Origin of the sequence: Ensifer sp. Root31, from assembly GCF_001424825.1 — a bacterium.
Taxonomy (GTDB): Bacteria; Pseudomonadota; Alphaproteobacteria; order Rhizobiales; family Rhizobiaceae; genus Ensifer; species Ensifer canadensis.
The window spans coordinates 55,032-80,764 of record NZ_LMCO01000017.1; the positions used below are offsets into that span (position 1 = coordinate 55,032).

The following is a 25,733-nucleotide window of genomic DNA, read 5'->3' on the forward strand; positions in this document are numbered from 1 at the left end:
AAGGGATGATGTTGCGGAGGGCACGCGACGTGATGGCCGCATGCGCCCGAGCGAGAAGGCAGGCGGTTGCCGCCTGCCTTTGAGCCGTTACTGGATCTGGCCCTGCGCTTGGCTATCGACCGCCTTCAGCACGTCATCGATGGGCGCGCCCTCGCCAAGCGAAGGCAGATGCGCCGTTACTGCCGTGTCCACCTCGTTGGTGAAGACGCCGTAATTGACCGCTGGAACCTTCGCCAACCAGTCGGAGAAGTTCTGCCAGACCTTCTCGCCACCAAAGAATGCATCGGCTTCAGAATAGGCGGGACCGTTGCGGGCCGCGAGCAGCGAGCCGACGGCACCGCGCTCCGTCAGGATCTTCTGATAGAAATCGACGTCCTTGGCATAGACTTCGTTGAGAAAGTCGATGGCTTCGTCCTTCTCGGCGGAGCTGGCGGTTACGTACCAGCTGGAACCACCAAGGTTGGACGCATGCGAGGCGCCCTCGACGTCAAGCTTCGGAATCGGTGCCACGCCCCACTTGCCGGACTGATCGGCCTGGGCCTTGACCGTACCGGTGATCCAAACGCCTGTTGTCACGGTGGCGACATCGCCGGAGGTGAAGGTCGCGACCCATTCCGTCCAGCCGGCAGCCGGCTTATGGATATTGGCCTGCAGGATCTTCTGTTCGGTTTCGAGCGCTGCCTTCAGGGCGGCGTTGTTCTCGATCGAAAGATTGCCGTCCTTATCGAAATACCAGCCGCCGGCGGATTGCATCAGGATGCGGATGAAGCCCGCATCGTTGACGTCGAGGCCGAGCATCTTCTTGCCGGTCTTGGCTTCGACCTGCTTGCCGATCTCGATGAAACGGTCCCAGGTCAGGTCCTGCATATCATCAGGCTTGAAGCCTGCCTGCTCCAGATAGTCCTTGCGGTAGTAGAGGCCGGTGACGCCGGAATCGAACGGCATGCCGTAGACGGCCCCGTCCATCGTCATCAATTGAACCTTGTAGGGCGCGAAGCCGGAAAAATCGACCTTGCTGGAAAGCTCGGCGAAGGCTCCGGGAAAGGACTGGAGGTACTTCTGCGCACCGTAGTCCTCGATCAGCACGATATCCGGCAGCGCGTCAGTGGTGCCCGACGACAGTGCCGTCTGCAGCTTCTGCTCGACATCGGCCTTGGCGAAATCGACGATGTTGAACGTCGTTTCGGGATGCGTCGCGCTATAGCGCGCCGTAGCTTCCTTCATGATCGCAACGTTGAAGTTGGGATCCCAACACCAGATCGTGACTTCCCCGGCAAAGGCGGCGGTGGACGCAAGCAGGCTTGTTGCGGCGAGCACGCCAGCCGCAACGCGCGACAGGTTCGTTTTGCGGTACATCGTTTCCTCCCTAGAAACTTGCTGAGGGCAGGTTCTCCTCTCCTGCCGTCCGCGCAAGATTTACCGAAATTCAGGCAACACGCAAGGAAGATTTAGTAAATATTTATCACGCGCAGCGAACAGCTCACAACGGCAAGGATTCCAGGGGCTTGCGGCAGCTGTCGCGCCAAACGAGTTCCGTGGCGATGCGTACCTGCTTGCCGTAGCTGCGGCCGGAAAGTCGCTCGAGCAACAGATCGACGGCTGTCTCGCCGATATGTTCGCCATGGATGCGCACCGTGGTCAGCGACGGCGTCAGGAACTGGGCAACGGGGATGTCGTTAAAGGATATGACGCCAATGTCGGCCGGGATCGAAAGGCCGAATTCCAGGATCGCCCGATAGGTGCCGATTGCCATGTTGTCGTTGGATGTCACGATCACATCCGGCCGGTCAGTGAGCGACAGCAAATCGCGCGCGAGACGATAGCCGGTTTCGAGCCGGAGGCTCTGACCCGATGAGCAATCGGAGAGCGCCAAAAGCTCAGGCGCGAAGGTGCCGTTCTTCTTCTGCCAATCGATATAGGCCACACATCGGCGCTCGGCGAAATGCTGGACAGTGCCGTTGAGGTTCTCGTGGCTGCCGATAAAGCCGATGCGCTTGTATCCGCTGGACTTCAGAGCGTCGAGGATCTTGCACGTGGCGAGCCCCACATCGGAAAACACGCTGTCGATCAGGTCGCTCCTCGGGTCGAAATCGGCAAAAATGACATGTGGAGCATTCTTGCTCAGCCATGCGATCTCGTTGTCGGAATGCTTGCCTATGACGATGACGCCCGATGCGCCTGCAAGCAAAGACGCCTCAGGCAGCGCGTCTGAATGGAAGACCTTGACGATCTCCGTCCTCAGGTCGCGGCAGCGGCTTTCGATGCCAAGCCGCACGCCGACGTAATAGGGGTCGGCAATCTCGTCCGAAGGCTCGAGAAAATGCACGATGACGAGCTTGGTCAAAAGGCTGGGGGCAGCCTGTCCGTTCGCCTTGTTGCGATTGCGCGGGGTCTCATAGTTCAGAGCCTCGGCCGTCTCGATGATCGCTTGCCGTTTTGCCGGTGAGATCGACAGGGCGGGGTCGTAGTTGAGCACCCTCGAAACCGTAGCCGACGACACGCCAACACTCTTGGCGATTTCCTTGATAGTGACCATGCCGTCATTCCATTGTTGTCATAGGGCGATCGTTGTCATTGGCGAATGTGCCATATGCAACGGGATTTCGAAATCGTCTTCAGTAAATTTTTACTCTCAACATTCAATTAGGCGCCAACGCAGCCAAACGCCACCATCACAATGTATGCGGCGCTCAATCTCATCAGCGGCAAGTGACAAGGCATGATCCTGTATGATCTTCTCAAGGGTACCTTGCGGTCCAATGCCCTGAAAAGAGAACTCGGTGACCGCTCACAGCGGCTCCTGATCAAGCAGCTAAGGGAACTCGAAGAGGTTGCCTGGTCGAATGCAAGGTGTTCGCAGTCATCCCGCCACAGGGAGGTCCGGGCGAAGTAACGGGCGGCAAAAACCGATGCCAGCACCTGAAATGCTAATCAGGCCAACGTCGCCAGCAAGCCAAGAGCAATGACCGGGATTATGGCGGCGGATATTCAGTTCGCGGCCCGCCCTCAATGGGTTCGTCCCGCAGCCACTCCATGAGCAGTACATAGCCAACAGCCAGGAGCACAGGGCCCACAAACAGGCCGAGAAGCCCGTCAGCGATCATGCCGCCGATTACACCGATCAGAATGATCGGCATTGGAACGTCAAGTCCGCGGCCGAGCATCAATGGCTTGAGGAGGTTGTCGCTGAGCCCGGCAATGATGGTCCAGATCGAAAAGATGATCGCCGGCGTGGTCGCTTCCGTCGCAAGAACATAGGCTATGACAGGTAGTGTTACCAACACCGCCGGCACCTGCACGATGGCAAACAATAGCACCAAAAGCGTCAAAACTCCGGCTGCCGAAAGACCTATCGCAAAAAAGCCTATCCCGATCAGCAGCGACTGGATGACGGCCACGCCGACTACGCCGACCGCCACACCTCGAATCGTCGCGGCCGTCATTGCAACTAGCCGGGTACCTTGTGCCTTGCTGCCGGTGATACGTTCCAACAGACGTCTGGCGAACTCGGTGGCGCCCTCGCCATAGGCGATGAGCACGGCAGCGACTGCGAACGAAAGCACGAATGACAGCTGACCGGCGGCCAAACCGCCCGCGAACGACGCCAGCCATGATGCAACTCCACCTAGCATCTTGCCGTACTTGGCAAGCGCCGCCGGCATGTTTGTCGCGACGAGAGCCCATGTCTCGGTCAATTTCTGGCCGACCAGCGGGAGGTCGACAAGCCATGTCGGCGGCGGTGGCACCGTCAGGCTGCTGTCTTGCAAGCCCGAGACGAACTCAAGTATGGAAGATCCAAGCGACGTCACAACCATGACCAATGGAACCAGCAGCAGCGCAACGCTGACCAACCCGATTAACGTCGCCGACCAGCGATTGCCGACCCGGGCAACCAAGCGTTGGTGCAGCGGATAGAGCATGACCGCGAGGATCACCGACCACAACAGGATGCCAGCAAAAGGCAATATGATGCGGCTACAGGCAAAGATCAGTAAGGCTACTAGTCCGATCTGAAGTGCTGCGTCGAGCATTCTTAAAAGCGACGGCGCGCGCTCAGGGATTGTTACCTTCGGCTCCATTGTTGCTGGCCCCCTTCCCAGCCAATCCGGATTTCCCAGGTAGCTTGGTACTCTGGCTGATTATTTACCTGTTTCGGTCTTCCTGCAAGGCAGACGCAAAAGTGCTCGCTGGACGCGCCCCCAACAGGCCATTTGAGAAGCCGATGCCACCTCAGCCTGGCTCGGTTCTATGGGCGGATACCTGGGTTATGCATCGCATCGGTGGCCGTTGCGATGGCTGCAGCTTAGGACTAAATTGCCATTCCAACGCAGGTGCTGGCGCAAGGAGAGCCTCGGCGCGACGGCCGCGTGGTCTTAGGGGAAACGTCATGGCGTCGGATACAACTGGGGCCCCTCAAAATGATGCTCCAAATACAGTGAGCGCGCCTGTTAAAGAGAAAAACCCGCAGCGCACGGTCGCAATCACCGTGCTCCTGGTGGCTTTGCTTCTGTTCGTCGTGACGGTGTTCATGGAGCGGCGTACTCCTTCTTCCTCGCAGGCGACCGTCAGTGCATACGTCGTTGGCGTAGCGCCGGAGGTTACCGGGCGGGTCATTGAAGTGGGCGTGACCGACAATAGCGCCGTGACGTCCGGCCAGATGCTGTTTCGCCTGGACCCGCAACAGTACCGGCTCGCCGTTGCCGAGGCGGAAGCACGCCTTGCAGGGGTAGGTCAGACGATCGGCGCTTCGACGGCGTCCGTCGATGTCGCCCAGGCCAAGGTGGTGGAGACGAAGGCAGTGCGCGCCAACGTCCAGGATCAAGCCACCCGCGCCATGGAACTTGTCAGGCGCGGTATCTACGCCCAGGCGAAATATGATGAGGCCGCGGCCGCGCTGGATCAGGCAGATGCAGGCGTGGATGCAGCCACAGCCGACCTCGTGCGGGCTCAGGAGGAGCTTGGACCTGCGGGAAAGGACAATCCACAATTGAAGGAGGCGCTCGCGGCGCTTGAAACCGCTCAGCTTGATCTGCTGCGCACGACGGTTTCAGCGCCGGCGGAAGGCGTCGTCACCAATCTTCAGCTTTCCGTCGGTGGTATGCTCAGCGCTGGCGAGAGTGCAATGACTTTCATCGATACCGGCACGATTTGGATCACCGCCGCGTTTAAGGAAAACAGCCTTGAGATGGTTGCCGCCGGCGACCGTGTGGAGGTGCTTTTCGATGTTCTCCCCGGTCAGATTTTCGCCGGGACCGTTGAAGGCATCGGGATGGGAGTGGCTCAGGGGAGCGTCGACCCAGCGACGGGCCTGCCGAAGATTTCCACAGACACTGGATGGGTGCGAACGCCGCAGAGCTTTCCCGTCCGCCTGGTTCTCGACGAAGGGCGGCCCAAGGGCGTTCGGTACGGTTCGCAGGCGAATGTGGTCATCTATACCGGGGACCATCCGGTCACCAATGCGCTCGGCAGTCTCTGGATCCGAATTCTGTCGGTCCTGACCTATGTCAGCTGACACGTATCTTTCGCACGAGGAGGACCGCGTCAATGTAAAGCGCAAGGGTCTGCGCATAGCGCTTGCCGTTGCGGTCGGCTTTTCCTGTTCAGTTTATTCGGGGGCTATCATCCCCTTCCTCGGGCCATTGTTTGCAGCACAGTTTCTCATCGCCAGTGATCGCCCTATGTCGTTGCAAAAGGCGTTAGCGGTCACTTTGTTTATTCTTGTCGTCGGGGCACTTCTGCAATTCGTAACGATGCTGACTGGCGACCGGCCGCCGGTTCTGTTGCTACTGCTTGGGCTGATTTACTTTGGATGTTTCTACCAGCAGGCGAACGGCAAGGGCGGCCCCACAATCTTTCTTGTTCTGGTCATTGCGGTTATGGTGCCGCTCCTCACAATTCTGAACGAGGATCTCGGCGACACCATTCTAATGATCCTGGTGCAGGGTGTGGTGACCGGAATGCTCTTGATGTGGCTGGCATATGTCTTTATCCCGGACAAAGGCAGCCCCACTGTTAAGCCGGCGACGGCGACGACATATCCGCGTGCGGCACACTACGCTGCCGCCAACACCACCATACTCCTGATCGCGGTGGTTGCCTGTCTGACACGCGAAGCGCTAGCCACGGCGATTGTCATTCCGATAACAGTCGTGTCACTGCTCTCACAATTCGACGCAACAGCCAGCACGCGCGCGGCGCTGGGGATCGTGATAACCAATATCACTGGAGGCGTGGCCGCGTCCGTCGCATTCGGGCTGCTTCAGCTACGGCCGTCCCTCATTTTCCTCTTTCTATTGGTCCTGCTGGCCGGCCTGGTATTTGGCGGTCGTGCCGCCATGCGTGCGCCGGCCGCCAAACTTTACGCGGGCGCCTTGACGATCTTCCTCCTCGTATTCGGAACCGGCGTCTCACCGCTTCCGGGGTCTGCCGCCGAGTCCTTCTCCACCCGCGTCACTTACATACTGGTGGCCATCGCCTTTGCCACATTCATGACGACGTTGCTTTGGCCTCGGCAGGAAGGCAGTCGCGATTGAGTGCTTGTCGGCGGCTGACGCGCGCCGATTGATCGCTGCCTCCTCCTTGGCGAGCCGCGGAGGCTGACAACCCAGCGGACATCATCGCGAACAGCGCCAGAGTGCAGCGTCTCTCGCCAACTAACCCCGTAGTCAACGCGAATGGCCGCTGTTGCCGCGACCGCTTGTGGCGGAAAAAGTCGGTTTTTCTATAAGGTCTGATTATTTGAAGAGTCGTAGAGGCCGACACAGAAAATTGGCGTGGGGGGCCTGCCAATTTTCGATCAAGCAGCGTGTAAGCCGTGTAGCGGAACTGATTCAGCATCAAGCAGCAAACATTCACGCAGAACGTGAATTGGCCGACTTTTCGGCAAACCCACGATTTGGGACTTTTTCAACAATATCGGCACAAAGAAGCCCTCGCAGGCTTTGAGAACCGCACTAAGTGCTCTTCTTGTCCCATTCCAACAGCAGTCTGTCCTGAACATCGATCGGCCCATGCAAATCAAGGCTTTGCGGGCATGAAATCAACACCGGTTCAATTGGGACAGCGGAACAAGCCTTCGCGATGGCCCCGGAAAAGGAGGAACGCGTTTCGTGTCCAACAAATCCACTGGCCTCAATTTTAGTATGATGTAATTTTGACGCAGCCATCCATAGGCTGCATCCCAAGCTTGCCTTTCTCCCTTGGTTACGGAGTTATCATCGATGCGCGTCGCATTCGTCGGGACAGTCGAGGGTTCGAGGATCGCTCTTGAAGCGCTCGTGTCTGTGGGTCGCCCGCCCGGCCTGCTCCTCACCCTTCCCGGTGCAAAAGCAGGTCGGCATTCGGATCATGCCGACCTTATGCCGATTGCGCGAAGAGCAGGGATCGAGGTTGTCGAAACCTCTGATGTCAACGACGAGGCCACGCTTGCAACCCTCCGACAATTCGCGCCCGATGTCATCCTTGTCATCGGGTGGTCTCAGATCTGCGGCCCCCAGTTTCGAAGCATCCCTGCACGCGGTTGCCTGGGTTTCCACCCGGCCGCCTTGCCAAGGCTACGGGGGCGGGGAGTCATCCCCTGGACGATACTCTGCAACGAAAAGGTCACGGGATCGACCCTCTTCTGGCTCGATGATGGCATGGATTCCGGCGACATCCTGCTGCAACGATTGTTCGATGTCGCCGCCGACGAGACCGCGCGGACCCTCTACGACAAGCATACGCGCAACCTGTCGGAGATGATCGTCGAGGCGACGGATTTTCTGGAGAAGGGCTCGGCGAAAGGTATCCAGCAAGACGAACAGGGCGCAAGCTATTGCGCGCGCCGAAGAGCCGAGGATGGGTTGATCGATTGGCGAAGTTCGGCCGTGGACATCGAGCGCCTCATTCGCGCCGTCGGCGATCCTTATCCCGGGGCATTCACCTTTTTCGGCGATCGCAAGATCGTTGTCACCCGCGCGACCGTGCACCCGAATGCGGGCAAATATATCGGCCTTGCGGGCCAGGTCCAAGTGTACACGAAAGCCGGCTTCCTCGTCTTGTGTGGAGACGGCAATTGCCTGGAAGTCATTGACTGGCAGGGGGATCGGCCAGCGTTACATGGCAAGCTGACAGATGGCCGCCCGGGACTTTAGACAGGGGCAGCTTGAATCCAGGACGACAGGCGCCAACGGAGGGCTTTAACGATGAGCAGACGGGAGTTGTGCGTTCTCTTTTCTTCCGCCGGACGGCGGGTCGAACTCATCCAGTGCTTTCGCGCCGCGGCCGCGCGGCTTGATGTGACGCTGCGAGTAATCGCGTGTGACAGGAGGCCGGAGCTCAGTGCCGCCTGTCATACGGCCGATCGGGCATACGCCGTGCCCAGTTGTGACGACGAGGCGTTCATCGATGCCGTCGCCGACATCTGTCAAACAGAAAACGTCGATCTCGTGGTGCCGACAATCGATCCCGAATTGTTGCCGTTTTCCCTTAACGCCGAGCGCCTCGCCGTGGCAGGGACACGGATCCATGTGAGCCCACCCTTGGTGGTGGAAATCGCCCGGGACAAGTTGCGTACGATGCACACGTTCCACCGGGCGGGCCTCGCCGTCCCACGCACCGATACGCTGGAGAATGCCCGCCAGGCGATCTCCGACTGGACGTGGCCGGTCTTCGTCAAGCCGCGCTCAGGCAGCGCCAGTCGCTCCATCAGTGTGATCCACGAGCCAAGCGGTCTTCCTAAAGACTTCGCCGAACCGATGATCGTCCAGGAATACCTCTCCGGCCCCGAATACACGATCAGCATGTTCATCGATCGTGATGGCGTGGCCCGATCTTGCATCGCACACGAACGGCTCTCGGTGCGGGCGGGCGAAGTCGAGAAGGGGCGAACTGTGCGCCTGGCGGAGCTTCCCGCGCTTGCGCGCGGGATGGCTGAGGCACTGCCCGACGCACGCGGCGCCCTCTGCTTTCAGGCAATCGCCGATGCAACCCGCGGATTGCAGGTAATCGAACTCAACGCGCGGTTCGGAGGCGGTTATCCGCTTGCCGATCACGCCGGGGCGTGTTTCGCGCAGTGGCTGCTTGAGGAAGTCGCCGGCCTTCCCGTCAGCGCCAACGACGATTGGCGAGATGGAGTACTCATGTTGCGCTATGATCAGGCTCTTTTTGACGGGTGACCAAATGCGCTCCTTTGCTCGCGGGATCATCTTTGATCTCGATGATACACTCTATTTAGAGCGCGACTTCGTCTTCAGCGGCTTTGCGGCTGTCGGCGCATGGTGGCAGCAAAGAACCGGACAGACCGATTTTGCTGCGCGGTGTGCCCGTCTTTTTGCGGCGGGAGTCAGGGGCCAGGTTTTCGATCTTGCGCTTGCGGAAACGGAGGGCGAGGTCGACCCTTCTCTGATAGAGCAACTGGTGACGATTTACCGGCACCATCAGCCATCAATCTCGCTTGCCCCCGACGCGGCGCGTTTTTTGTTCGATCGCCCGAACGATGACTTCATCGGCATCATCACCGATGGACCAGTCTCGACCCAGCGTTCGAAAATCAGGGCCCTTGGACTCGAGCATAAAGCTGACCTCGTCCTCTTTACGGATGCCTGGGGCATATCCTATCGCAAGCCACACTCAAGAGCATTCGAAGCTGTCGAGACTGCGTCGCATTTAACGGCATCGCAACTCACCTATGTTGCCGACAATGCCATCAAGGATTTTGTCACGCCCCGAACGAGGGGTTGGCAGACCGTTCAAATCCTGCGCGACGATCGCATCCACTGGTGCGACGCGCCGACGCCGATGCACCAGGCACAATCACGAATCGTTACATTCGACGAACTCGAGTTAGCGATCGAACGCTTTCCTTAATCCTCTCGCTTGTAGCAATTCGGCACTTGCGAACCTAAATGATTGATCTTTATCGTCGTCTGTCTACGTTATCAAAATCCATCGATGTTGTAGATTACATTGATCGCCCCAAAGGATTAATCCTTCAAAGTTAGTTTACTTTCCAAAATCAAAGTGGTCTCTAGAGTTCAATGCAAATAGGGAAAAGGTAAAACACGCTCCGACACCAAACAGGTCGAGAGCGTATATCTTTTTTATGCTATGGAATTGACGGAATTCCACCAGAAGTAACGCATATACTTTCGGTCGTATTACTCGCCCGGCCCATTCTGGCCACCGGTTAGCGAAGCCATGTCGAAGGAGGGGCGTTATGTTTCGCATTCCGACCGCCTTTAAGGCGTTTTACGGTGCGTGGGCATTTCGTGTAATGAATCATCGAGCCATCGCAGACAGCGCAGCGTTCCCGGCAACGGCCCGGGACGCCGCGATCACACTTGCGCAGCTTGGCGTCAGGAAACTCAAATCGGCCGCTCGTGGCGCACGAAAGAACGCTGCTCTCTATGCGGTGGATTTGGCATCCGCTGCGATCGCGCTTTTCCTCGCACTATTCCTGCGGTATGGGCCTGGAGGCCTGAGCGATCGCCCCGATACGATGCAGATCCTGGCCTGGTCGTCTGCCCAGTATTTGGCGGTCTGCGCGGCCATGTTCCCGCTCTCGGGTCTCTACAGTCGAAACTGGAAATACGGGTCAATCAGCGATCTTGTGATTATCATCCGCGCGGTGGTACTGACCTCGCTCGTCCTCATCGCCCTCTTGTTTTTCTCGACACGCCTCACCGATATGCCGCGAACTGTCGTGCCGCTGCAATCGCTGCTTTTGATGGCCTTCCTTGCGACCTCCCGCTTAAGCTTCCGCGCAGACGAATTCCTGCCTTCCAAAAACAAGCGATCGGATAAGGCCGACCCCGATGGCCATCGCCACCGCGTTCCCCTGCTTCTGGTGGGAGCCGGCAACGCCGCGGATCTCTATCTACGCGCTTTGTCTCGCGATCCGGCGGCGCCCTATGTGCCGGTCGCCTGTCTCGACACGAGTGAATCTCAGGTTGGCCTGATGCTGCATGGGGTACCGATCGCAGGCAGGCTCGAGGATCTGGAACAGGTCGTCGCCGATCTCAGGGCCGAGGGCAAGCAACCCTGCCATATCGTTTTCACCGAACCCCTGTCGTCCTTCGACGAGACGGCTTCGGGTGAGTTGCTGCAGGCCGCCGAACGCCTTGGGATCGCAGTCTCGCGGCTGCAAAGCGCCACGGAGTTCAAGCAGACCAGTAACGAGAACCCATACGAGCTCCGATCGATCGAAATGACTGATCTCCTCGAACGACCGCAGGCCGCCCTCGACAAGGACGCCATCAGGCGCTTGATTGCCGGCCGGCGAGTTCTCATCACTGGGGCAGGCGGGTCGATCGGCAGCGAACTTACCCGCCAGATCGCCGCTTGCGGCCCGGCCGAGATCGTCCTGGTCGACAATACCGAATTCAATCTCTATTCGATCGACCTGTGCCTAAAGGAAGAGTTTCCGGAGATCCGCCATTCGAACTGCCTTTGCAGCGTTCGGCGCAGCCAGAGGGTCAATGAGATCTTCGAAGCGCACCTGCCGGAACTGGTCTTCCACGCCGCCGCGCTCAAACATGTGCCCATGGTTCAGATCAATCCCTGCGAAGGCGTCCTGACCAATGTCATCGGCACCATGAACGTCGCGAACGCAGCCAAGCGATTCGGTGCGCTCGCCATGGTGCAGGTGTCTACCGACAAGGTGGTGAACTCCTCCAGCATAATGGGCATGACGAAACGGCTTGCCGAACTCTATTGCCAAGCGCTCGATCTCGATGGTGTCACAAGCGGGCAGGGACCCCGCTTCATGACCGTTCGCTTCGGCAACGTGCTTGGATCAAGCGGATCCCTTATCCCGCTCTTCAAGCATCAGTTGGCCAAGGGCGGTCCGTTGACGGTCACGGACGCGAGAATGACGCGTTTCTTCATGACCATCCGAGAGGCCGTCGAGCTGACGCTTCAGGCATCGGCTTACGGTTTTCAGAAGCAGATAGGCCAAGGCGAAATCTTCGTTCTCGACATGGGCGAGCCTGTGAAGATCATTGACATCGCTCGACGCATGATCCGTCTGGCGGGCTTCGTGCCGGACAAGGACATCATGATCGAGATCGTTGGATCCCGACCGGGCGAAAAGCTGTTCGAGGAACTGTTCGATCCGACCGATAAGCGCATCCAGTCGGCCATCCCGGGCGTGCTTGGAGCGGTCCCTCAACCCGTGCCATCTTCGGTGTTGAAGAGCGCATTCAATCGTATGCAGCGCGATGCCGAACGATGTGACGAGAGTTCTGTTCTGGCAGCGATCGCGCAATTGTTGCCGAATGCGGAAATCCCCCAAGACATGATTTCGGCAGCAAGGGCGGCTCGTCAATCGACCGGTCGCAGTCCTGGCGTTATCGCGCTTAGCAAAAAGACGGCGGTGCGGCCGCAGACCACCAGCAGGCCGCGTCAGTAGGTATTGGTGTACGCAAGGAAGGAGCATGGCATGGCAGGGATCCCCGTACTTCATTGCATCACGGGGCTGAATGTCGGCGGTGCGGAATACATGCTCGCGCGCTTTGGCGCAAAGCTCGCTCAAACGCCTTACGACCCTTCCGTGCTGTCGCTGATGTCGCCCGGCCCGATCGCGCGCGATTTGCAAGCGGCCAACATCGACGTCGCGACACTCCAAATGAACCAGTCTCGACCAGGCCCTCGTGCCTTGGTCAGACTGCGTGCGATCGTGAGATCGTCTCGCCCGAGCCTGCTTCACGGATGGATGTATCACGGCAATGTCGCCGCATCGCTCGGAGCGCTGCTCGGCGAGCGACAGCCCACCATATGGAGCATTCACCACTCCATCGCCAACCTCGCCTCAGAGAAACTGCTGACACGTGCCGTGATCCGGCTGAGCGCTTCCCTTTCCCATCGCACATGCGCAATTTCCTACTGTTCGCGGGTGTCGGCCGACCAGCACGAAGCGCTGGGTTTCGATCCGGACAAGCGGCGTATCATTCCAAACGGTGTCGATTGCGATCAGTTTCGCCCACGGCCCGACGCCCGACGGTATCTCTGCGACGCGCTCTCAGTGCCCACTGAGCGCTTTCTTGTCGGCAATGTCGCGCGCGCACATCCGATGAAGGACCATGGCACCTTCGTGCGTGCAATCGCCACGCTTCGCAGCCTGGGGCTTGATGCTCACGGGATCCTGATCGGCGACGGCCACGAAAATGGGATCGTCCGACATTTGGCGGCCGAACTCGGCATAACACCGATGATCACCGTCTCAAACGCGCGTGCGGACATTGACCGCCTGATGCCGGGCCTCGACCTATTCATGCTGTCGTCGGCTTGGGGGGAAGCATTTCCACTGGTCGTGGCTGAAGCAATGGCCAGTGGCGTGCCGGCGATCGCCACCGATGTCGGAGACTGCGCATGGCTGCTAGGAGACCGGCAGATGGTCGTTGAACCGGAAAACGCAGATGGTCTTGCAAAACTTGCCGCGTCGATCCTCTGCCTGTCGCAAAGCGCCCGGCGGCAACTGGGAGAACGCGCGCGTAGGCGCGTCGTCGAGCGGTTCTCGCTGAGATCCTACGTCGACAGCCACCTCGCGCTCTACGACGAGGTCCTCGACCAGCAAGCCACCAACGCGGCGCGGCAAATTGGGTGGCAGGCACCGGTCAACGCAGCCCGTCGTATGCGGTAGTGGCCATGAAGGCATCAAAAACCGTTCCCAGCAAAACAGAAGCACCCCGCACCAGGATAGTCCTGATTGCGAGCTTGACGTCGTCGCTAACGAATTTTCGTCGCGAATTGATCAAGGATCTTGTCAAGGCAGGGTTTGATGTCGATGCCATGGCCCCTGACCATGATCCGATCGTGGAAAAAGAACTGGATACGCTTGGTGTGCGTTTCATCCGAATTCCCATGTCGAGGGCCGGGCTGAACCCCTTTGTCGACCTTGTGACGCTCGCCGCACTGGTCCGTCACTTCCTGAAAGAACGTCCGGCGGCGATCCTGCCCTATACGATGAAACCGATCATCTACGGCGGCATTGCCGCGCGGCTCTGCTCGGTGCCCCATAGGTTCTTTCTCGTCACCGGACTCGGCCATATGTTCGCTGTCGAGCCTGACGAAAGCGCCGTTCGCCGATCGCTGCGCTCGATGTGCGTCGGGCTCTACCGATGCGCGATGAAGAAGGCACGGGCCGTCTTCGTATATAACGAAGCGGATCTTGCCGACATCAGAGAGCGCCGGCTGGTCGACGACCCCTCTATTGTCTCTACAGTGCCGGGCTCGGGCGTCGATCTTGATTACTACCACGCATCGACGCCACCGCTTAAGCCGACGGTTTTTCTTCTGATCGCCCGGCTCCTGCGCGACAAGGGCATCCCAGAATATGTCGCTGCGGCGCGGACAATCCGCGCACGCCACCCCGACGCCGTCTTCCAACTGCTGGGGCACTACGATCCCAACCCGACGGCGATCAGCGAAGGAGAAGTCGCTGGATGGGTGCAGGAAGGTGTGGTGCAGTATCTTGGAACCACCCGCGATGTGCGTCCGTACCTTGCGGCCTGCAGCGTGTTCGTGCTGCCCTCCTACTACCGGGAAGGCATCCCCAGAAGCATTCTGGAGGCGATGGCGACCGGACGCGCAATCATCACGACGGATCTACCCGGTTGCAGGCAAACGGTGGACCCAGGTGTCAACGGCGTTTTGATCGAGCCTCGCAGCGTCTCGTCGCTTGTTGAAGCGATGGAAGGCTTCATTGAAAAGCGTTCCGCGATTGCCGCCATGGGACGCGCTTCGCGTCGGATGGCGGAAGAACGGTTCGACGTCAGGCTGGTAAACCGCCTGCTTCTTGCGCGTATGCAAATAGACGACAAAGCGACGACCGCATGCACCGACGATAGTCAGCACCAACCCTCAGGCGGGGCTGCGGCCCAGGCGACGAAGTGAGGGTTGGCGAAGTCGCAATCGCTCACCTGCCGGCACTTGCCATACCTCAAGACCGAGCCGTCCAGGCGCAGCACCGTTCCGCCGGCAGCAGCCAATACCGCATCACCGGCGGCAGTATCCCACTCCATCGTCCGGCCAAAACGCGGATAGACATCCGCCCGCCCCTCGGCCAGCAGGCAGAATTTTAGGGATGAACCAACCGAGGTACACTCCTGGACATGGTGCCGGGCAAGGAATCTCTCGGTTTCCGCGCAGGAATGGCTGCGGCTCGCGACCGCGATCATCGCGGTTTCACGACCGCGCGCGCGGATCTCCCGTCGCTCGCACACGCGACCGAAGCGATCGATCTCCAGACGCTGCGCGATGCCACCGGCCGCAACATAGGCTCGTCGCAAGGCCGGGGCATACACGATACCGGCAATCGGCTTGCCGTTCTCGATAAGGGCAATGTTCACAGTGAAATCGTCACGGCGAGCAATGAACTCTTTGGTGCCATCGAGTGGGTCGACCAGATAGAAGGTGCCTTCCTCAACGGAGGGAGCACAGCCCGCAGCTGCCGCCTCCTCCCCGACGATGGGGGTGCCGGGCGAAACTTTGGCGAGACGTTCGAATATCACCGCCTCAGCTCTGAGATCAGCTTCGGTAACGGGCGATCCATCGGCCTTCGCAACGGCGTCGGCGCCGGCATGATAGACATCGAGAACGGCGATGCCCGCAGCCAGTGCCGTCTCCTCGAAAAGTTCGGACAACGCGTTCATTGCAACTGTCGCCGTGCGAGAAAATCTTCGATCTGGAGGGCGAGATCCGTCGGCTCGCTGTCGATCGTCGACAGGCGCAGCTCCGGATGCTCCGGCTCTTCATAGGGTGACGAGATGCCAGTGAAATTGGCGATCTTGCCGGCACGGGCTTTTTCATAAAGCCCCTTGGGATCGCGGCGAGCGCATTCCTCGATCGGCGTATCCACGAAAATCTCGATGAATTCACCTTCGGCCATCAGTTCGCGCGCCATGCGCCGCTCGTCACGGAACGGCGAGATGAAGGAAACCAGAACGATCAGGCCGGCATCCGCCATCAATTTTGCCACCTCGGCCACGCGCCGGATGTTTTCCACCCGATCTTCGTCGGTAAAGCCCAAATCCCTGTTCAGGCCGTGTCTGACATTGTCGCCGTCGAGAAGATAGGTATGCCTGCCATGGGCATTGAGGATCCGTTCGAGCGCGTTGGCGATTGTCGATTTGCCAGAGCCGGAAAGCCCCGTGAACCACAGGACGGCAGGTGTCTGCTGTTTCTGCGCACTTCGCGCCTGCTTGTTGACGTCCATGGCGTGCCAGTGGACGTTGGCCGCGCGCCTCAATGGGAAATCGATCATGCCGGCGCCAACGGTGTCGTTGGTCAGGCGGTCGACGATGACGAAATTTCCGGTGGTCTTGTTGTCCTTGTAGGCGTCGAAGGCGATCGGAGCCTGCGTCGAGATATTGCAGACGCCGATCTCGTTCATCGTCAGCGATTTGGCTGCCTCCCGGGCAAAACTGTTGACGTTCACGCGATGCTTGAGCTTGGTGATCGTCGCGTTGACGCTGTCGGTTTCGGTCCTCAGGATATAGCTGCGGCCCGGAAGCAAAGGGTTGGCGTCGAACCAGATAACATGAGCTTGCAACTGATCGGCGACGAAAGGCCGTGACGATGGCGACGTCAGCATGTTGCCGCGGGAGGCATCGACCTCATCTCTAAGAACCAGGGTAACGGCCTGGCCGGCCTCGGCGCCTGCGACTTCTCCGTCATAGGTCACGATGGATTTGATCGCCGTCTTTTGTCCAGACTTGGCGACCGTGACCGGATCACCGACGGCTATCCGGCCGGACGCAATCTCGCCGGCATATCCGCGGAACCCGGCATTGGGCCGATTGACCCATTGTATTGGAAAGCGGAAAGGGCGATCGGCGCCCTCTTTGCCGACGTCGACGGTTTCGAGATATTCGAGCAGGCTCGGACCCTGGTACCATGGCGTGTGCAGTGACCGGGAGGTGACGTTGTCACCATAACGCGCTGATACGGGAATGGCCTGCACCGTTTCAAAACCGAGCGTCAGCACGAATTTTCGATAGTGGGTCTGTAGCGCTTCAAATATGCTCGAGCGATAGCCGACGAGATCGATCTTGTTCACCGCAACAACCACATGGCGAATGCCAAGAAGCGAGGCGAGGTAGGTGTGGCGGCAGGTCTGCGGCAGCATGCCGTGCTGGCTGTCGACCAAGATAATCGCCAGATCCGCCGTCGATGCGCCGGTCACCATATTGCGGGTATATTCCTCGTGGCCGGGCGTGTCGGCGACGACGAACTTGCGCTTGGCGGTCGAGAAGTAACGGTAGGCGACATCTATGGTGATGCCCTGTTCTCGTTCCGCCTCAAGCCCGTCCAGCAGCAGCGAGTAATCGAGGTGATCGACCTTTCCCTGCCGTTCGCTCTCCCGTCCCAGGTCCGCGACCTGATCCTCCAGGATTAAGCCGCCGTCATAGAGTAACCTGCCGATCAAGGTGGATTTTCCGTCGTCGACCGATCCGCAGGTGATGAAGCGAAGAAGCGACTTGCTACCTTCGACATCAAGGAGCCCCGCCACTTCAGGCGAAAATACCGAAGGTTGACCGTGCATCAGAAGTATCCTTCCCGCTTCTTCCTTTCCATGCCGGACGCTTCGTCGCGATCGACAAGCCGGTTGCGCCGCTCCGAGGAGCGGCTGAAGACCATCTCCTCGATGATCTCGGGAACAGTCGTTGCCTTGGACGGGATGGCGCCGGTGAGCGGGTAGCACCCCAAGGTGCGGAAACGCACTTGGCGCTGACGGACGATCTCGCCCGGCTGCAGCGGCATGCGGTTATCATCAACCATGATCAGCATGCCGTCCCGTTCGACGACCGGACGTTCGGCGGCGAAATAAAGCGGGACCACCGCGATGCTTTCCTGCAGGACATATTGCCAGACATCCAGTTCAGTCCAGTTCGAGAGCGGGAAGACCCGCATGGTTTCTCCCGGCGTGAGCCTGGTATTGAAGGTCTTCCACATCTCCGGTCTCTGTCGCTTGGGATCCCAAGCCTGACCGGCAGTGCGCAAGGAAAAGATCCGTTCCTTCGCCCTCGATTTTTCCTCATCGCGCCTCGCGCCCGCGATCGCCACGTCGAAGCGATGTTTCTCCAGCGCCTGGCGCAATGCCACCGTCTTCATGAGGTGCGTGTGGACGTTCGAACCGTGCTCGAAAGGACTAATGCCTTGAGCGACACCATCCTCGTTGATGTGAACGATGAGCCTGAGATCGTTGTCCCGTGCGACTTGGTCCCTGAAGGCGATCATCTCCTTGAACTTCCAGGTCGTATCGACGTGAAGCAGTGGAAACGGCGGTTTTGCAGGAAAGAATGCCTTCATCGCCAAATGAAGCAGCACGCTTGAATCCTTGCCGACGGAGTAAAGCAGCACTGGGTTGGCGGATGTTGCCGCGACCTCCCTCATGGTGTGGATGGCTTCGGCCTCAAGGCGGGCAAGATGCGAAAGAGCCATGCGACAACCCCTTTGTGTCGCGTTGCGAAATCGACCGGCGCAAATCAATTGTCGTCGGGAAAGCGGCAAAGCGGCTTCCCGAAACAGGTTTCGTAAATGATGTTCGAATTTAAGGTCCGCGCCGCCCCGGTGGCAATTAGCGAGAACGGGTTAGCCTAAAAGGGTAGGTCGGGTCAGGCGTGTCGCCCCTGCGCCCCCTGGTAGTGGGCGATAATGGCCTTCGGGGAAATCGGCGCCTGCGCTTTCCGACCATAAAAATACACGCCGCTTGCGCCATCCTCCGCAAAGCGTGCGGGAATGATCGCATCCAGATATTGCGTCCAGAAGAAGGCGAGCTTTGCAAGCTTGCCCAGCATCACCGACCGAAAGACACTGCGAACGAGATAGTCAACTGACCACATGAACTGCGTGCCGGGGCCACCATTGGCCCCAGATGAAATCGTCTCGAACCAGCGGAACAGATATCGATGGCCGCTTTCGCTGAACCGGGTGAAATCGAATGCTCCCTCGTGCACCTGCTGCATGAAGGGCGTTTCAGCGTAGACGAGCCCCTTGTCGCTCAGGACGCGCCAGATCTCGGACACGACCTGGGCAGGCTGGAGGACGTGCTCAAGAACGGCCTGGATGACCACTGCGTCGAAAAAATCGTCCGGCAAGGGAATCTGATGGGCGTCGGCTATGAACTGGGTGAGGGGGGATGCATAGACGTCGAAGGAGTAGACGCTGATCTCCGGATGCTCATAGAGGGGTTCCATTCCTTGGCCAATACTCCCGCCGCCGATGACAAGAAGCTTGGCCGGGCGGGCCGCGGTCGTCTGCAGGTCATCAACCAATCGACTGACGTTGGAGACAGTACTCTTTTTTGTCGGCGAGAGCAGTTTCTTGAAGAACCTCGTCAAGCGACCGTATTGTTTGCGCTCGATGGGGCTTGCCGCCTTCGAGCGTAAGAAATCGCCTTCGCTAAACACGGATTCCGAAAAATCGATCATAACCGGCTTGCCGTCGACCAGGCGATAGGACATCTCGGGGTTCTCGGGACAGACCGGTTTCAGCACATCGGGTGAAACGCGCGCCAGTTTCGAACCGGTGCGCGGGCAACGCAATGCTTCAAGGCATTCTTCCACTTCGACCAGCATCACTTATCCTCGCCCTCAGCAACTGGAACCGCATCTGACAGTTTGCGTTGCGACAGAAACTTGCGTTCCTTCAAACAGTTCCCGCGCACGAGCTAGCGAATAGGACCTAACCCTGACCTAGGGCGTCCGGCCCGCAATATTCGCGCAGGCGTTAGCGCTCCATTGCCGATGCTCCTTTTCTCCACAGCGCGACAATAGCTTGTTGCCAGTCCTAGCGTAAGGATTATTGGGACAGTCCAGAACCGCCCATAAAGGTGAGGAAACGCATTAGCCATCAACGCGAACATAGACACGCTGACAAGCGCGCAGGCAGCGTAAGCTGCACCTCCCGGCACGCGATACGTCCGCACAATCGGGAGAAACGTGGCAGCAATCATAACACCAAAACCTATGGCGGCCATGATTCCGCCTTCGGTCGACAACAAAAGATACAGGTTGTGCACGGGCTGCCTGATGGCGCTGGTGACTTGGTATTGATCGGCGCCGACACCTATCCACAATGTATCCTGCACTCGACCAAGGGCCTCATGCATCAATTCGACGCGATGGTCGAAGGTTCCAGCCTGGCTTAGATCGCCCGTTTCCAAGGCGCCGAGCACGCGTTTTTGAAAGACCGCCGGCAGGTAGTCGCGGCCGGAGTGCACAATCCAAATGGCAAAGGGTGTTAAACAGGCAAGGCCGACCACGACATACTTCCAGCTGCCGCTCAGGACCATGAACCCGAGGAAAGTGAACGCAAAGCCGGCCAGACCGGTATTCGAACCAGTCAGCAAGATGCCATAGGCCATGGTCGCCCCAATGACGATCGCATAGGCTTTGCCGATCTTTCCCTTGGAAGCCAGCAACATAAGCATCGGCATCGCGAGCGCGATTACTGCCGCGCATTCGTTCTCCCTTTCGACAAATCCCGTCAAGCGACCATTGCCGCTTACGAAAGCGGTGTTCTTCTGGCCATCGATATGGATCAGGTAAATCCCATGCAAGCACATGAGGAAGATCGACGCTACGTAGACCTTGGCGAAGGTCCACATGGTGCCCAGATCGCGCCCGCAAACAACAAGGGCAACAACCAGATAGGCGAACAGATACTGCCCGACGATGACGATGCCCCGTATCGGGGCGGTGGACAGAAGGCTGCTGATCATCAGCCCGGAGCACAGCAACAGCAGACCGCAAAGCCACACAGTCGCCGATGCGCGCCCCCACAGCCGTAGCGGCAATCCACCGGTAAGCGCACGCAACCCAAGAGCGGCGCAAAACAACAAGTCGCTCAGGGTGAAATAGAACATGTTCGTGCGCAAGAAATTCACCGCCGAAAGGAAAACGGCACACACGGCACAGGCGAATTCAATCCTTTGCCAAAAGGTGTGTCGGTCGGAGGAGATCGGCTGAACACCGGACGTTCGTGTCATGTGCGTCATTGACGTCGACCACAACCACTGGGAAATGAGCTCGTTATTCTACAGGCCACATATTTGCACACATGCTTGAAATGAATCCGCTAAAATTCCCTTTGACATTGTTCCCAAACTGCTCCCAAGTAAATAGGCGAATGTGAAGCCTAATATCACTTGTTGACCGACCGACGTGGACGCAGATGGCTCCAACGGAGGACTCGGGATAGGCCATCATGCTGTTATATGACCGAGAGTACGAAGCCGATGAGAAGGGTGGGCGCCGATTTGGACCAGTACCGCCGGTCTCGCGCGACACCTCGTCCTATGAACTTGCGGATATCGTCGACTTCTTCCGGCGCCACGCCAAGCTCATCTTGATTACAGCCCTGACGGGCACCCTGCTCGCTACCATCATTACCCTGTCGCTCACAAAGATCTACACGGCCTCTTCGACGCTCGTCTTCGACCGCAACGATATCCGGCCGTACGAAGCCGTCATCGAGTTGCAAAAACAGGAACGTGACAAGTCCGCGATGGAGACCGAAATGGATCTCATCAAATCTCGCGAATTCCTCGGCTTTGTGGTTGACGACTTGAATTTGATGGAAGACCCATACTTCAATGCCAGATTGTCAGCAGACGCTCAGCAAGACGCATCGTCGTTTTGGGGATGGCGGTGGTCTCCACGCAAAGCGCAGGCAGGACCGCGGCGCGTGACGGCGGGCCAGAATGTTCATCGACCCACTACCCTCGACCCAGTCAACCGTGATCGGGTCATCACAAAACTCGCCGATGCCATCTCTGCCGATCGCAAGGGCGAAAGCCTTGCGATGACAATTTACGTTCAGCATCCCTTGGCGCTTTATGCAGCCGAGATCGCCAATGGCGTAGCAGCGGACTACGTGGTTTGGTCAACCCAGATGAAAGAACTTGCAGCGCATGCGACTGTCGATACCCTTCGCACCCAGGCCAAAGATCTGGTGCAGTCGATAGCCAAGAAGGAACGCGAGATCGCCGACTTCACGATGCGCAGCGACCTGACATTCGATCCACGTGACGATGTTCTGCGTGCCCGCACCGAACAGCTCAATCAGCAGTTCATCCTGGCGAGGGTCGACGAAGCCGGCGCATGGGCGAAGTATAATGAGGCCAAGAACATTCTTTCAAAGACCGGCATCGACTCCGCCGGCCGCGTTATGACGTCGGACCTGCTCAGCTCGCTGCGAACCGAACAAGGAAAGCTGGAACGCGGCCGGGCCCAACTGGCCTCAAAATTTGGCAAGAACCACCCCCAGGTAGTCGAGGTCGATGCGGAATTGGCGTCGAATCGCCAAGTGATCGAAGGTGAAATCAATCGCACCCTCCAGGAACTGGAAAACGATGCGAAAGTCGCAACTGTCAGGGTGCAGAAATTCCAGGAGGAAGTCGGTCGGCTGCAGAAACAAATGCAGGACCGAAATCTCGATGAAATTCGCCGTCGCGAATTGGAGCGTGACCTACTGACCGAGCAGAAGCGCTATGATGCAGTGGTCCTGAGGCTCGGCACGCTCGATCCGGAGAAGGATGAGATCAAGGCCACGGCCCGCATTGCGTCGTTCGCCGAAGTTCCGATCGATCCGTCGTTTCCCAAGCCCGGCTTGCTCATTCCCATCGGCGGCTTAGCTTCGCTACTGCTGGGCATGGTTGGCGCGATGGCGGTCGAGGCGGCGGACGGACGCGTTCGGACGGCCCGCACGCTCGAAGCGATCGTCAACCAGCCGAACTATCTCTCCATCCCCGATCTAACGGCGACGTTGAAACCGGATCAAACGCTTTATCGCTCCATTCTCGCCGACCCACGCTCACCATTCGCACGCTCAATGCGCTCTCTATGTCTCGGCTGGAAGAGCCAGGACGCATCCAAAGTCGTCATGTTCTGCTCTCCTTCAGCCAATGAAGGCAAGACAACTTGTGCCGTGGGCATGGCGACCGTTGCCGCTCTGAACGGTTTGCGTTCCGTTATCCTGGACATGGACCCCGGCCCTACGGGGGCGACCACGATGATCGGAGCGCCGCAAAGGCCATTCAATCTCGATCTTGTAGCCGATGGCGCCACCGATCTGACCTCAATTAGCGCGCAAGCGCCTGACTTTCCTTTTGTTCACGTTCTCACCTCGCGTCTGACGCTCCAAGATCAGGAGCGTATTTTTGGAGAACTGCGCAGGCACTTCGATCTTATCATCGTCGATACGCCTGCGGCCGATAATGATGACGACGCGATCTGGCTCGCAAGCCATGTCGATGCGGTGTTTGTGGTTGCGGCGGCGGAGCGGACCTACGAGAAGAACCTCCTTGACCTTGTCGAGCGACTAACGACAAGCCGCGCAAGGATCATCGGGAGCATCCTAAATTTTGCCGGCATCTATCGGCCAAAGCCGGTGTGGAGATCGCCGCATGACTGGCTCAGGAGCAGGTTGGGCTCATGGAGGAGAACGGACAACTTGGCTTTGCAGGTCCGGCGCTCCTAACCCGAGTTCGAGCCATGGGTGGCGCCCCAAAAGCCTACACCGATGGGCGCTTGACATCTTCCATGGGGGCTTTCAACCAGTCGCCTAAGTCGCGGCCAAGCAAACCTGCAAGGCGGTCGGTCTCGTCCTCATAGTAACCGATCATTCGCGAGGTCAATTCCTTGTTGAGCGGTACATACTTGAACTCTGCCGAGATCATTGATCTCAAAAATTCGAAGCCTTTCGTGTCACGCAAGGGGGCAACGATCGGTTTAAGTGGCTTGAGTATCTGCCGTAATCTGGCGTCCACCAGAGGTTTGGTCTTGTCCTTTACCCTCTGAGCGACTGGCTCAAAAGCGGGGTTTCCGTCAAGGCCGAGAAACTGCCGCAGGTCCTGAACCTGCCCGGCGGCATCCCTCTTGAGGTCTTCGTAAAACAGAACGAGCAGCCTTTCCCGAGGGAAGAACTCGAGAAACCGGCGCAACTGCCGGAAATACAACCCACCCTCGAGGAACCTGCCGCCCGCACCCTGGCGCGGATCGAGATAGCGCTCGATGTCACCAGTCGCCTCGCCGCGGCGATGGAGCATGCAGTAGTCGGAATAGGCCCGCTCAACGGGATTTCTCAGCTGTGCCACCAGCAAGACGTGCGGCAGACTTTGGTGGATACGCGCCGCGGCGGCAGGGGTATCAAGGTAGGAGTTCGACTTCTCACCGATGACAAGACCCTCGCTGGTCGGCTTGAAATTCTCCAGATACCAACCATCTCCGCGATCGTGGTAGCGACTGAAATAATGGATCTCCGGATCCGGCATATGGACACGTGGATCCAATTGCAGCGATTGTTGCAACCAGGTGGTGGCGCTCTTCGTTGCGCCAATGATCAGGAAGTTGATATCGCCCATTTCCATCGTCTGCTCCTCAAGGCCAAACTCAGGGTGCTGTCCTTCTTACTCCAAAGCTCCGGTACTCGCGTCCAACGATGCGCTCGTAAAGCAGGCTGATGCCTTTGACATGAGCCTCGGTGCCATATTTCGTCAAAGCGTTTTCACGAGCCGTCGAACTGATGCGGCGATGTTCCCCGGCGTTCATCAGCAGTCTCGCCAGCGGATCGACGAAGGCCTCCGGCTTTTCAGGCTCAACGAGGAAACCAGTCACACCGTCGACGATTGCCTCGATGTTGCCGCCGTGGCGGGTCGCAATCACAGGGGTCTCGAGCAACATGGCTTCAATCAACGTCCGCCCGAAGGGTTCGTTGATGGCCGGAACCAGCAATGCGTCGAGCGCACTCATGCAAGGCGCGACCGGCGCGCGAAAGCCCATCATTTTGATACGCCGCTCGACTCCAAGTTCCAGCGCGCGCGCTCGCATCTCCGGTTCCGGGTTCGGAAGGTCTGGTGATGGGATTCCGAAGACGAGGCCAACCAGCGGGAAATCCGGAAAGCGCTGGAGGAAAGCGTGGATGACCTCGACAAACCTGACCGGGCGCTTCCTGTCGATCAAGCCCCCCACATAGCCGACGAAGCGGGTTTCCTCGGGCAGGTCGAGTTCCCTGACGAATTCGCGCCTGCAGTCTTCGCGATCGGGCAAAATGGTTGGGTGATCGAAGGGGCTGTGCAGTACGCTCAGCTTATGGGAAACCGGCAGGATCGGCCGCGTCGGCTGCACGTAGCGCGAGACCGTAACAATGTGATTTGCCAATAGAGGCGCCATGACGTTAACGCCGAAGGCATCGGGATCGCCGCGATGATGCCAAAGCAGCCGCGCGCCGGAAAGGCGAGCCGCCAGGGCCCAGGTCGCGTGCATCTGGCCGTCGTTGGTATGTACGATATCAACCTCATGTTCACGAAGGAATGAACTGAGTAGCGCAGTGGTTCGTGCATATCCAAAACCGCGCGAGAGCTTGCCAGCCACGCCATATGAATGGCGAGGCGACATCACCGCAACTTCGGGCGACTTGACGAAAGACACTCCACGTTCTGTGAGATAGGCTTCAAGTGCCTTTCCGGGCTGATGCAGAATGACAAGTGGTTTATATTTCGATTGATCGAGCGCACAGATCAAACCAACGGCGGAGATGTGGCTGCCGCCGACTTCATCTCCCACAAATGGATAGGCCACTACGAGACGGTCAACGTCGCTCAGGATATTCTTCTCCCCGGATCGCCTCTCCCTGGGAGCCACGGTCCTTTCTGCGGTTGAGCTAATCTAACGCGGCTTCTTCCGATGATCCATTACAATCCGACTGCCGGCTGTCGATCGCTCGCCGCTGCAGTAAAGACCATCGTCAGCCGT

The 25,733-nt window shown here is 58.6% G+C and carries 19 protein-coding genes; 9 read left to right on the forward strand and 10 right to left on the reverse strand.

The window, feature by feature from the left end; genetic code table 11:
* Positions 1-87 precede the first annotated feature (87 nt).
* The 3 genes from ASD00_RS17265 to ASD00_RS17275 form a co-directional block, all read right to left on the reverse strand.
* Positions 88-1,356, reverse strand: coding sequence for a sugar ABC transporter substrate-binding protein (locus ASD00_RS17265; RefSeq protein ID WP_057207709.1), 1,269 nt, complete (start codon positions 1,354-1,356; stop codon positions 88-90).
* 124 nt (positions 1,357-1,480) lie between these two features.
* Positions 1,481-2,536: a LacI family DNA-binding transcriptional regulator gene (locus tag ASD00_RS17270; RefSeq protein ID WP_057207710.1), complete on the reverse strand. Its 1,056-nt coding sequence runs from the start codon at positions 2,534-2,536 to the stop codon at positions 1,481-1,483.
* Between the two features lie 436 nt (positions 2,537-2,972).
* Entirely contained in the window at positions 2,973-4,079 is a 1,107-nt protein-coding gene (locus ASD00_RS17275) for an AI-2E family transporter (RefSeq protein WP_057207711.1), read from the reverse strand.
* 356 nt (positions 4,080-4,435) lie between these two features.
* Between ASD00_RS17275 and ASD00_RS17280 the strand changes: the two genes are divergently transcribed.
* From ASD00_RS17280 to ASD00_RS17315, 8 genes are all read left to right on the forward strand, one after another.
* Entirely contained in the window at positions 4,436-5,512 is a 1,077-nt protein-coding gene (locus ASD00_RS17280; RefSeq protein WP_057207712.1) for an HlyD family secretion protein, read from the forward strand.
* Positions 5,502-6,533 carry a DUF2955 domain-containing protein gene (locus ASD00_RS17285; RefSeq protein WP_057207713.1) on the forward strand — a complete coding sequence of 344 codons (1,032 nt, stop codon included), beginning with the start codon at positions 5,502-5,504 and terminating at the stop codon, positions 6,531-6,533. Before ASD00_RS17280 ends, ASD00_RS17285 begins: the two co-directional genes overlap by 11 nt.
* A gap of 687 nt (positions 6,534-7,220) precedes the next feature.
* Complete coding sequence (locus tag ASD00_RS17290; protein ID WP_057207714.1) at positions 7,221-8,132, forward strand: methionyl-tRNA formyltransferase; 912 nt, start codon at positions 7,221-7,223, stop codon at positions 8,130-8,132.
* Between the two features lie 51 nt (positions 8,133-8,183).
* Positions 8,184-9,155, forward strand: coding sequence for an ATP-grasp domain-containing protein (locus ASD00_RS17295; RefSeq protein ID WP_057207715.1), 972 nt, complete (start codon positions 8,184-8,186; stop codon positions 9,153-9,155).
* Between the two features lie 4 nt (positions 9,156-9,159).
* Entirely contained in the window at positions 9,160-9,846 is a 687-nt protein-coding gene (locus tag ASD00_RS17300) for an HAD family hydrolase (protein ID WP_063963287.1), read from the forward strand.
* Positions 9,847-10,252: 406 nt separating this feature from the next.
* Positions 10,253-12,388, forward strand: coding sequence for a nucleoside-diphosphate sugar epimerase/dehydratase (locus ASD00_RS17305; RefSeq protein ID WP_082523620.1), 2,136 nt, complete (start codon positions 10,253-10,255; stop codon positions 12,386-12,388).
* A gap of 30 nt (positions 12,389-12,418) precedes the next feature.
* A complete protein-coding gene (locus tag ASD00_RS17310) occupies positions 12,419-13,618 on the forward strand; it encodes a glycosyltransferase (protein WP_057207717.1) in 1,200 nt (399 codons plus the stop codon).
* Positions 13,619-13,623: 5 nt separating this feature from the next.
* On the forward strand, positions 13,624-14,871 hold the full coding sequence (locus ASD00_RS17315) for a glycosyltransferase family 4 protein (protein ID WP_082523616.1): 1,248 nt from the start codon (positions 13,624-13,626) through the stop codon (positions 14,869-14,871).
* Here the strand turns inward: ASD00_RS17315 and cysQ are convergent.
* The 5 genes from cysQ to ASD00_RS17340 all read right to left on the reverse strand — a co-directional run bounded on the left by cysQ (position 14,826) and on the right by ASD00_RS17340 (position 20,977).
* Positions 14,826-15,629 (reverse strand): 3'(2'),5'-bisphosphate nucleotidase CysQ, encoded by an 804-nt coding sequence (gene cysQ / locus ASD00_RS17320; RefSeq protein ID WP_057207718.1) that lies wholly within the window; start codon positions 15,627-15,629, stop codon positions 14,826-14,828. The two genes, ASD00_RS17315 and cysQ, sit on opposite strands and share 46 nt — an antisense overlap.
* On the reverse strand, positions 15,626-17,521 hold the full coding sequence (gene cysN / locus ASD00_RS17325) for a sulfate adenylyltransferase subunit CysN (protein WP_057207719.1): 1,896 nt from the start codon (positions 17,519-17,521) through the stop codon (positions 15,626-15,628). Before cysN ends, cysQ begins: the two co-directional genes overlap by 4 nt.
* Positions 17,521-18,420, reverse strand: a complete 900-nt coding sequence (gene cysD, locus ASD00_RS17330; RefSeq protein ID WP_057207720.1) for a sulfate adenylyltransferase subunit CysD — start codon at positions 18,418-18,420, stop codon at positions 17,521-17,523. The genes cysN and cysD overlap by 1 nt, the downstream gene beginning before the upstream one ends.
* 173 nt (positions 18,421-18,593) lie before the next feature.
* Positions 18,594-19,556 (reverse strand): class I SAM-dependent methyltransferase, encoded by a 963-nt coding sequence (locus ASD00_RS17335; protein WP_057207721.1) that lies wholly within the window; start codon positions 19,554-19,556, stop codon positions 18,594-18,596.
* A gap of 92 nt (positions 19,557-19,648) precedes the next feature.
* Positions 19,649-20,977 carry an O-antigen ligase family protein gene (locus ASD00_RS17340; RefSeq protein WP_082523617.1) on the reverse strand — a complete coding sequence of 443 codons (1,329 nt, stop codon included), beginning with the start codon at positions 20,975-20,977 and terminating at the stop codon, positions 19,649-19,651.
* A gap of 209 nt (positions 20,978-21,186) precedes the next feature.
* On the opposite strand from ASD00_RS17340, the gene ASD00_RS17345 reads away from it, so the two are divergent.
* Positions 21,187-23,460: an exopolysaccharide transport family protein gene (locus ASD00_RS17345; RefSeq protein ID WP_057207723.1), complete on the forward strand. Its 2,274-nt coding sequence runs from the start codon at positions 21,187-21,189 to the stop codon at positions 23,458-23,460.
* Between the two features lie 34 nt (positions 23,461-23,494).
* Here ASD00_RS17345 and ASD00_RS17350 read toward each other — a convergent pair whose 3' ends face one another.
* Complete coding sequence (locus ASD00_RS17350) at positions 23,495-24,349, reverse strand: sulfotransferase (RefSeq protein WP_057207724.1); 855 nt, start codon at positions 24,347-24,349, stop codon at positions 23,495-23,497.
* 22 nt (positions 24,350-24,371) lie between these two features.
* On the reverse strand, positions 24,372-25,244 hold the full coding sequence (locus ASD00_RS17355; protein ID WP_162249732.1) for a glycosyltransferase family 4 protein: 873 nt from the start codon (positions 25,242-25,244) through the stop codon (positions 24,372-24,374).
* Between the last annotated feature and the right edge of the window lie 489 nt (positions 25,245-25,733).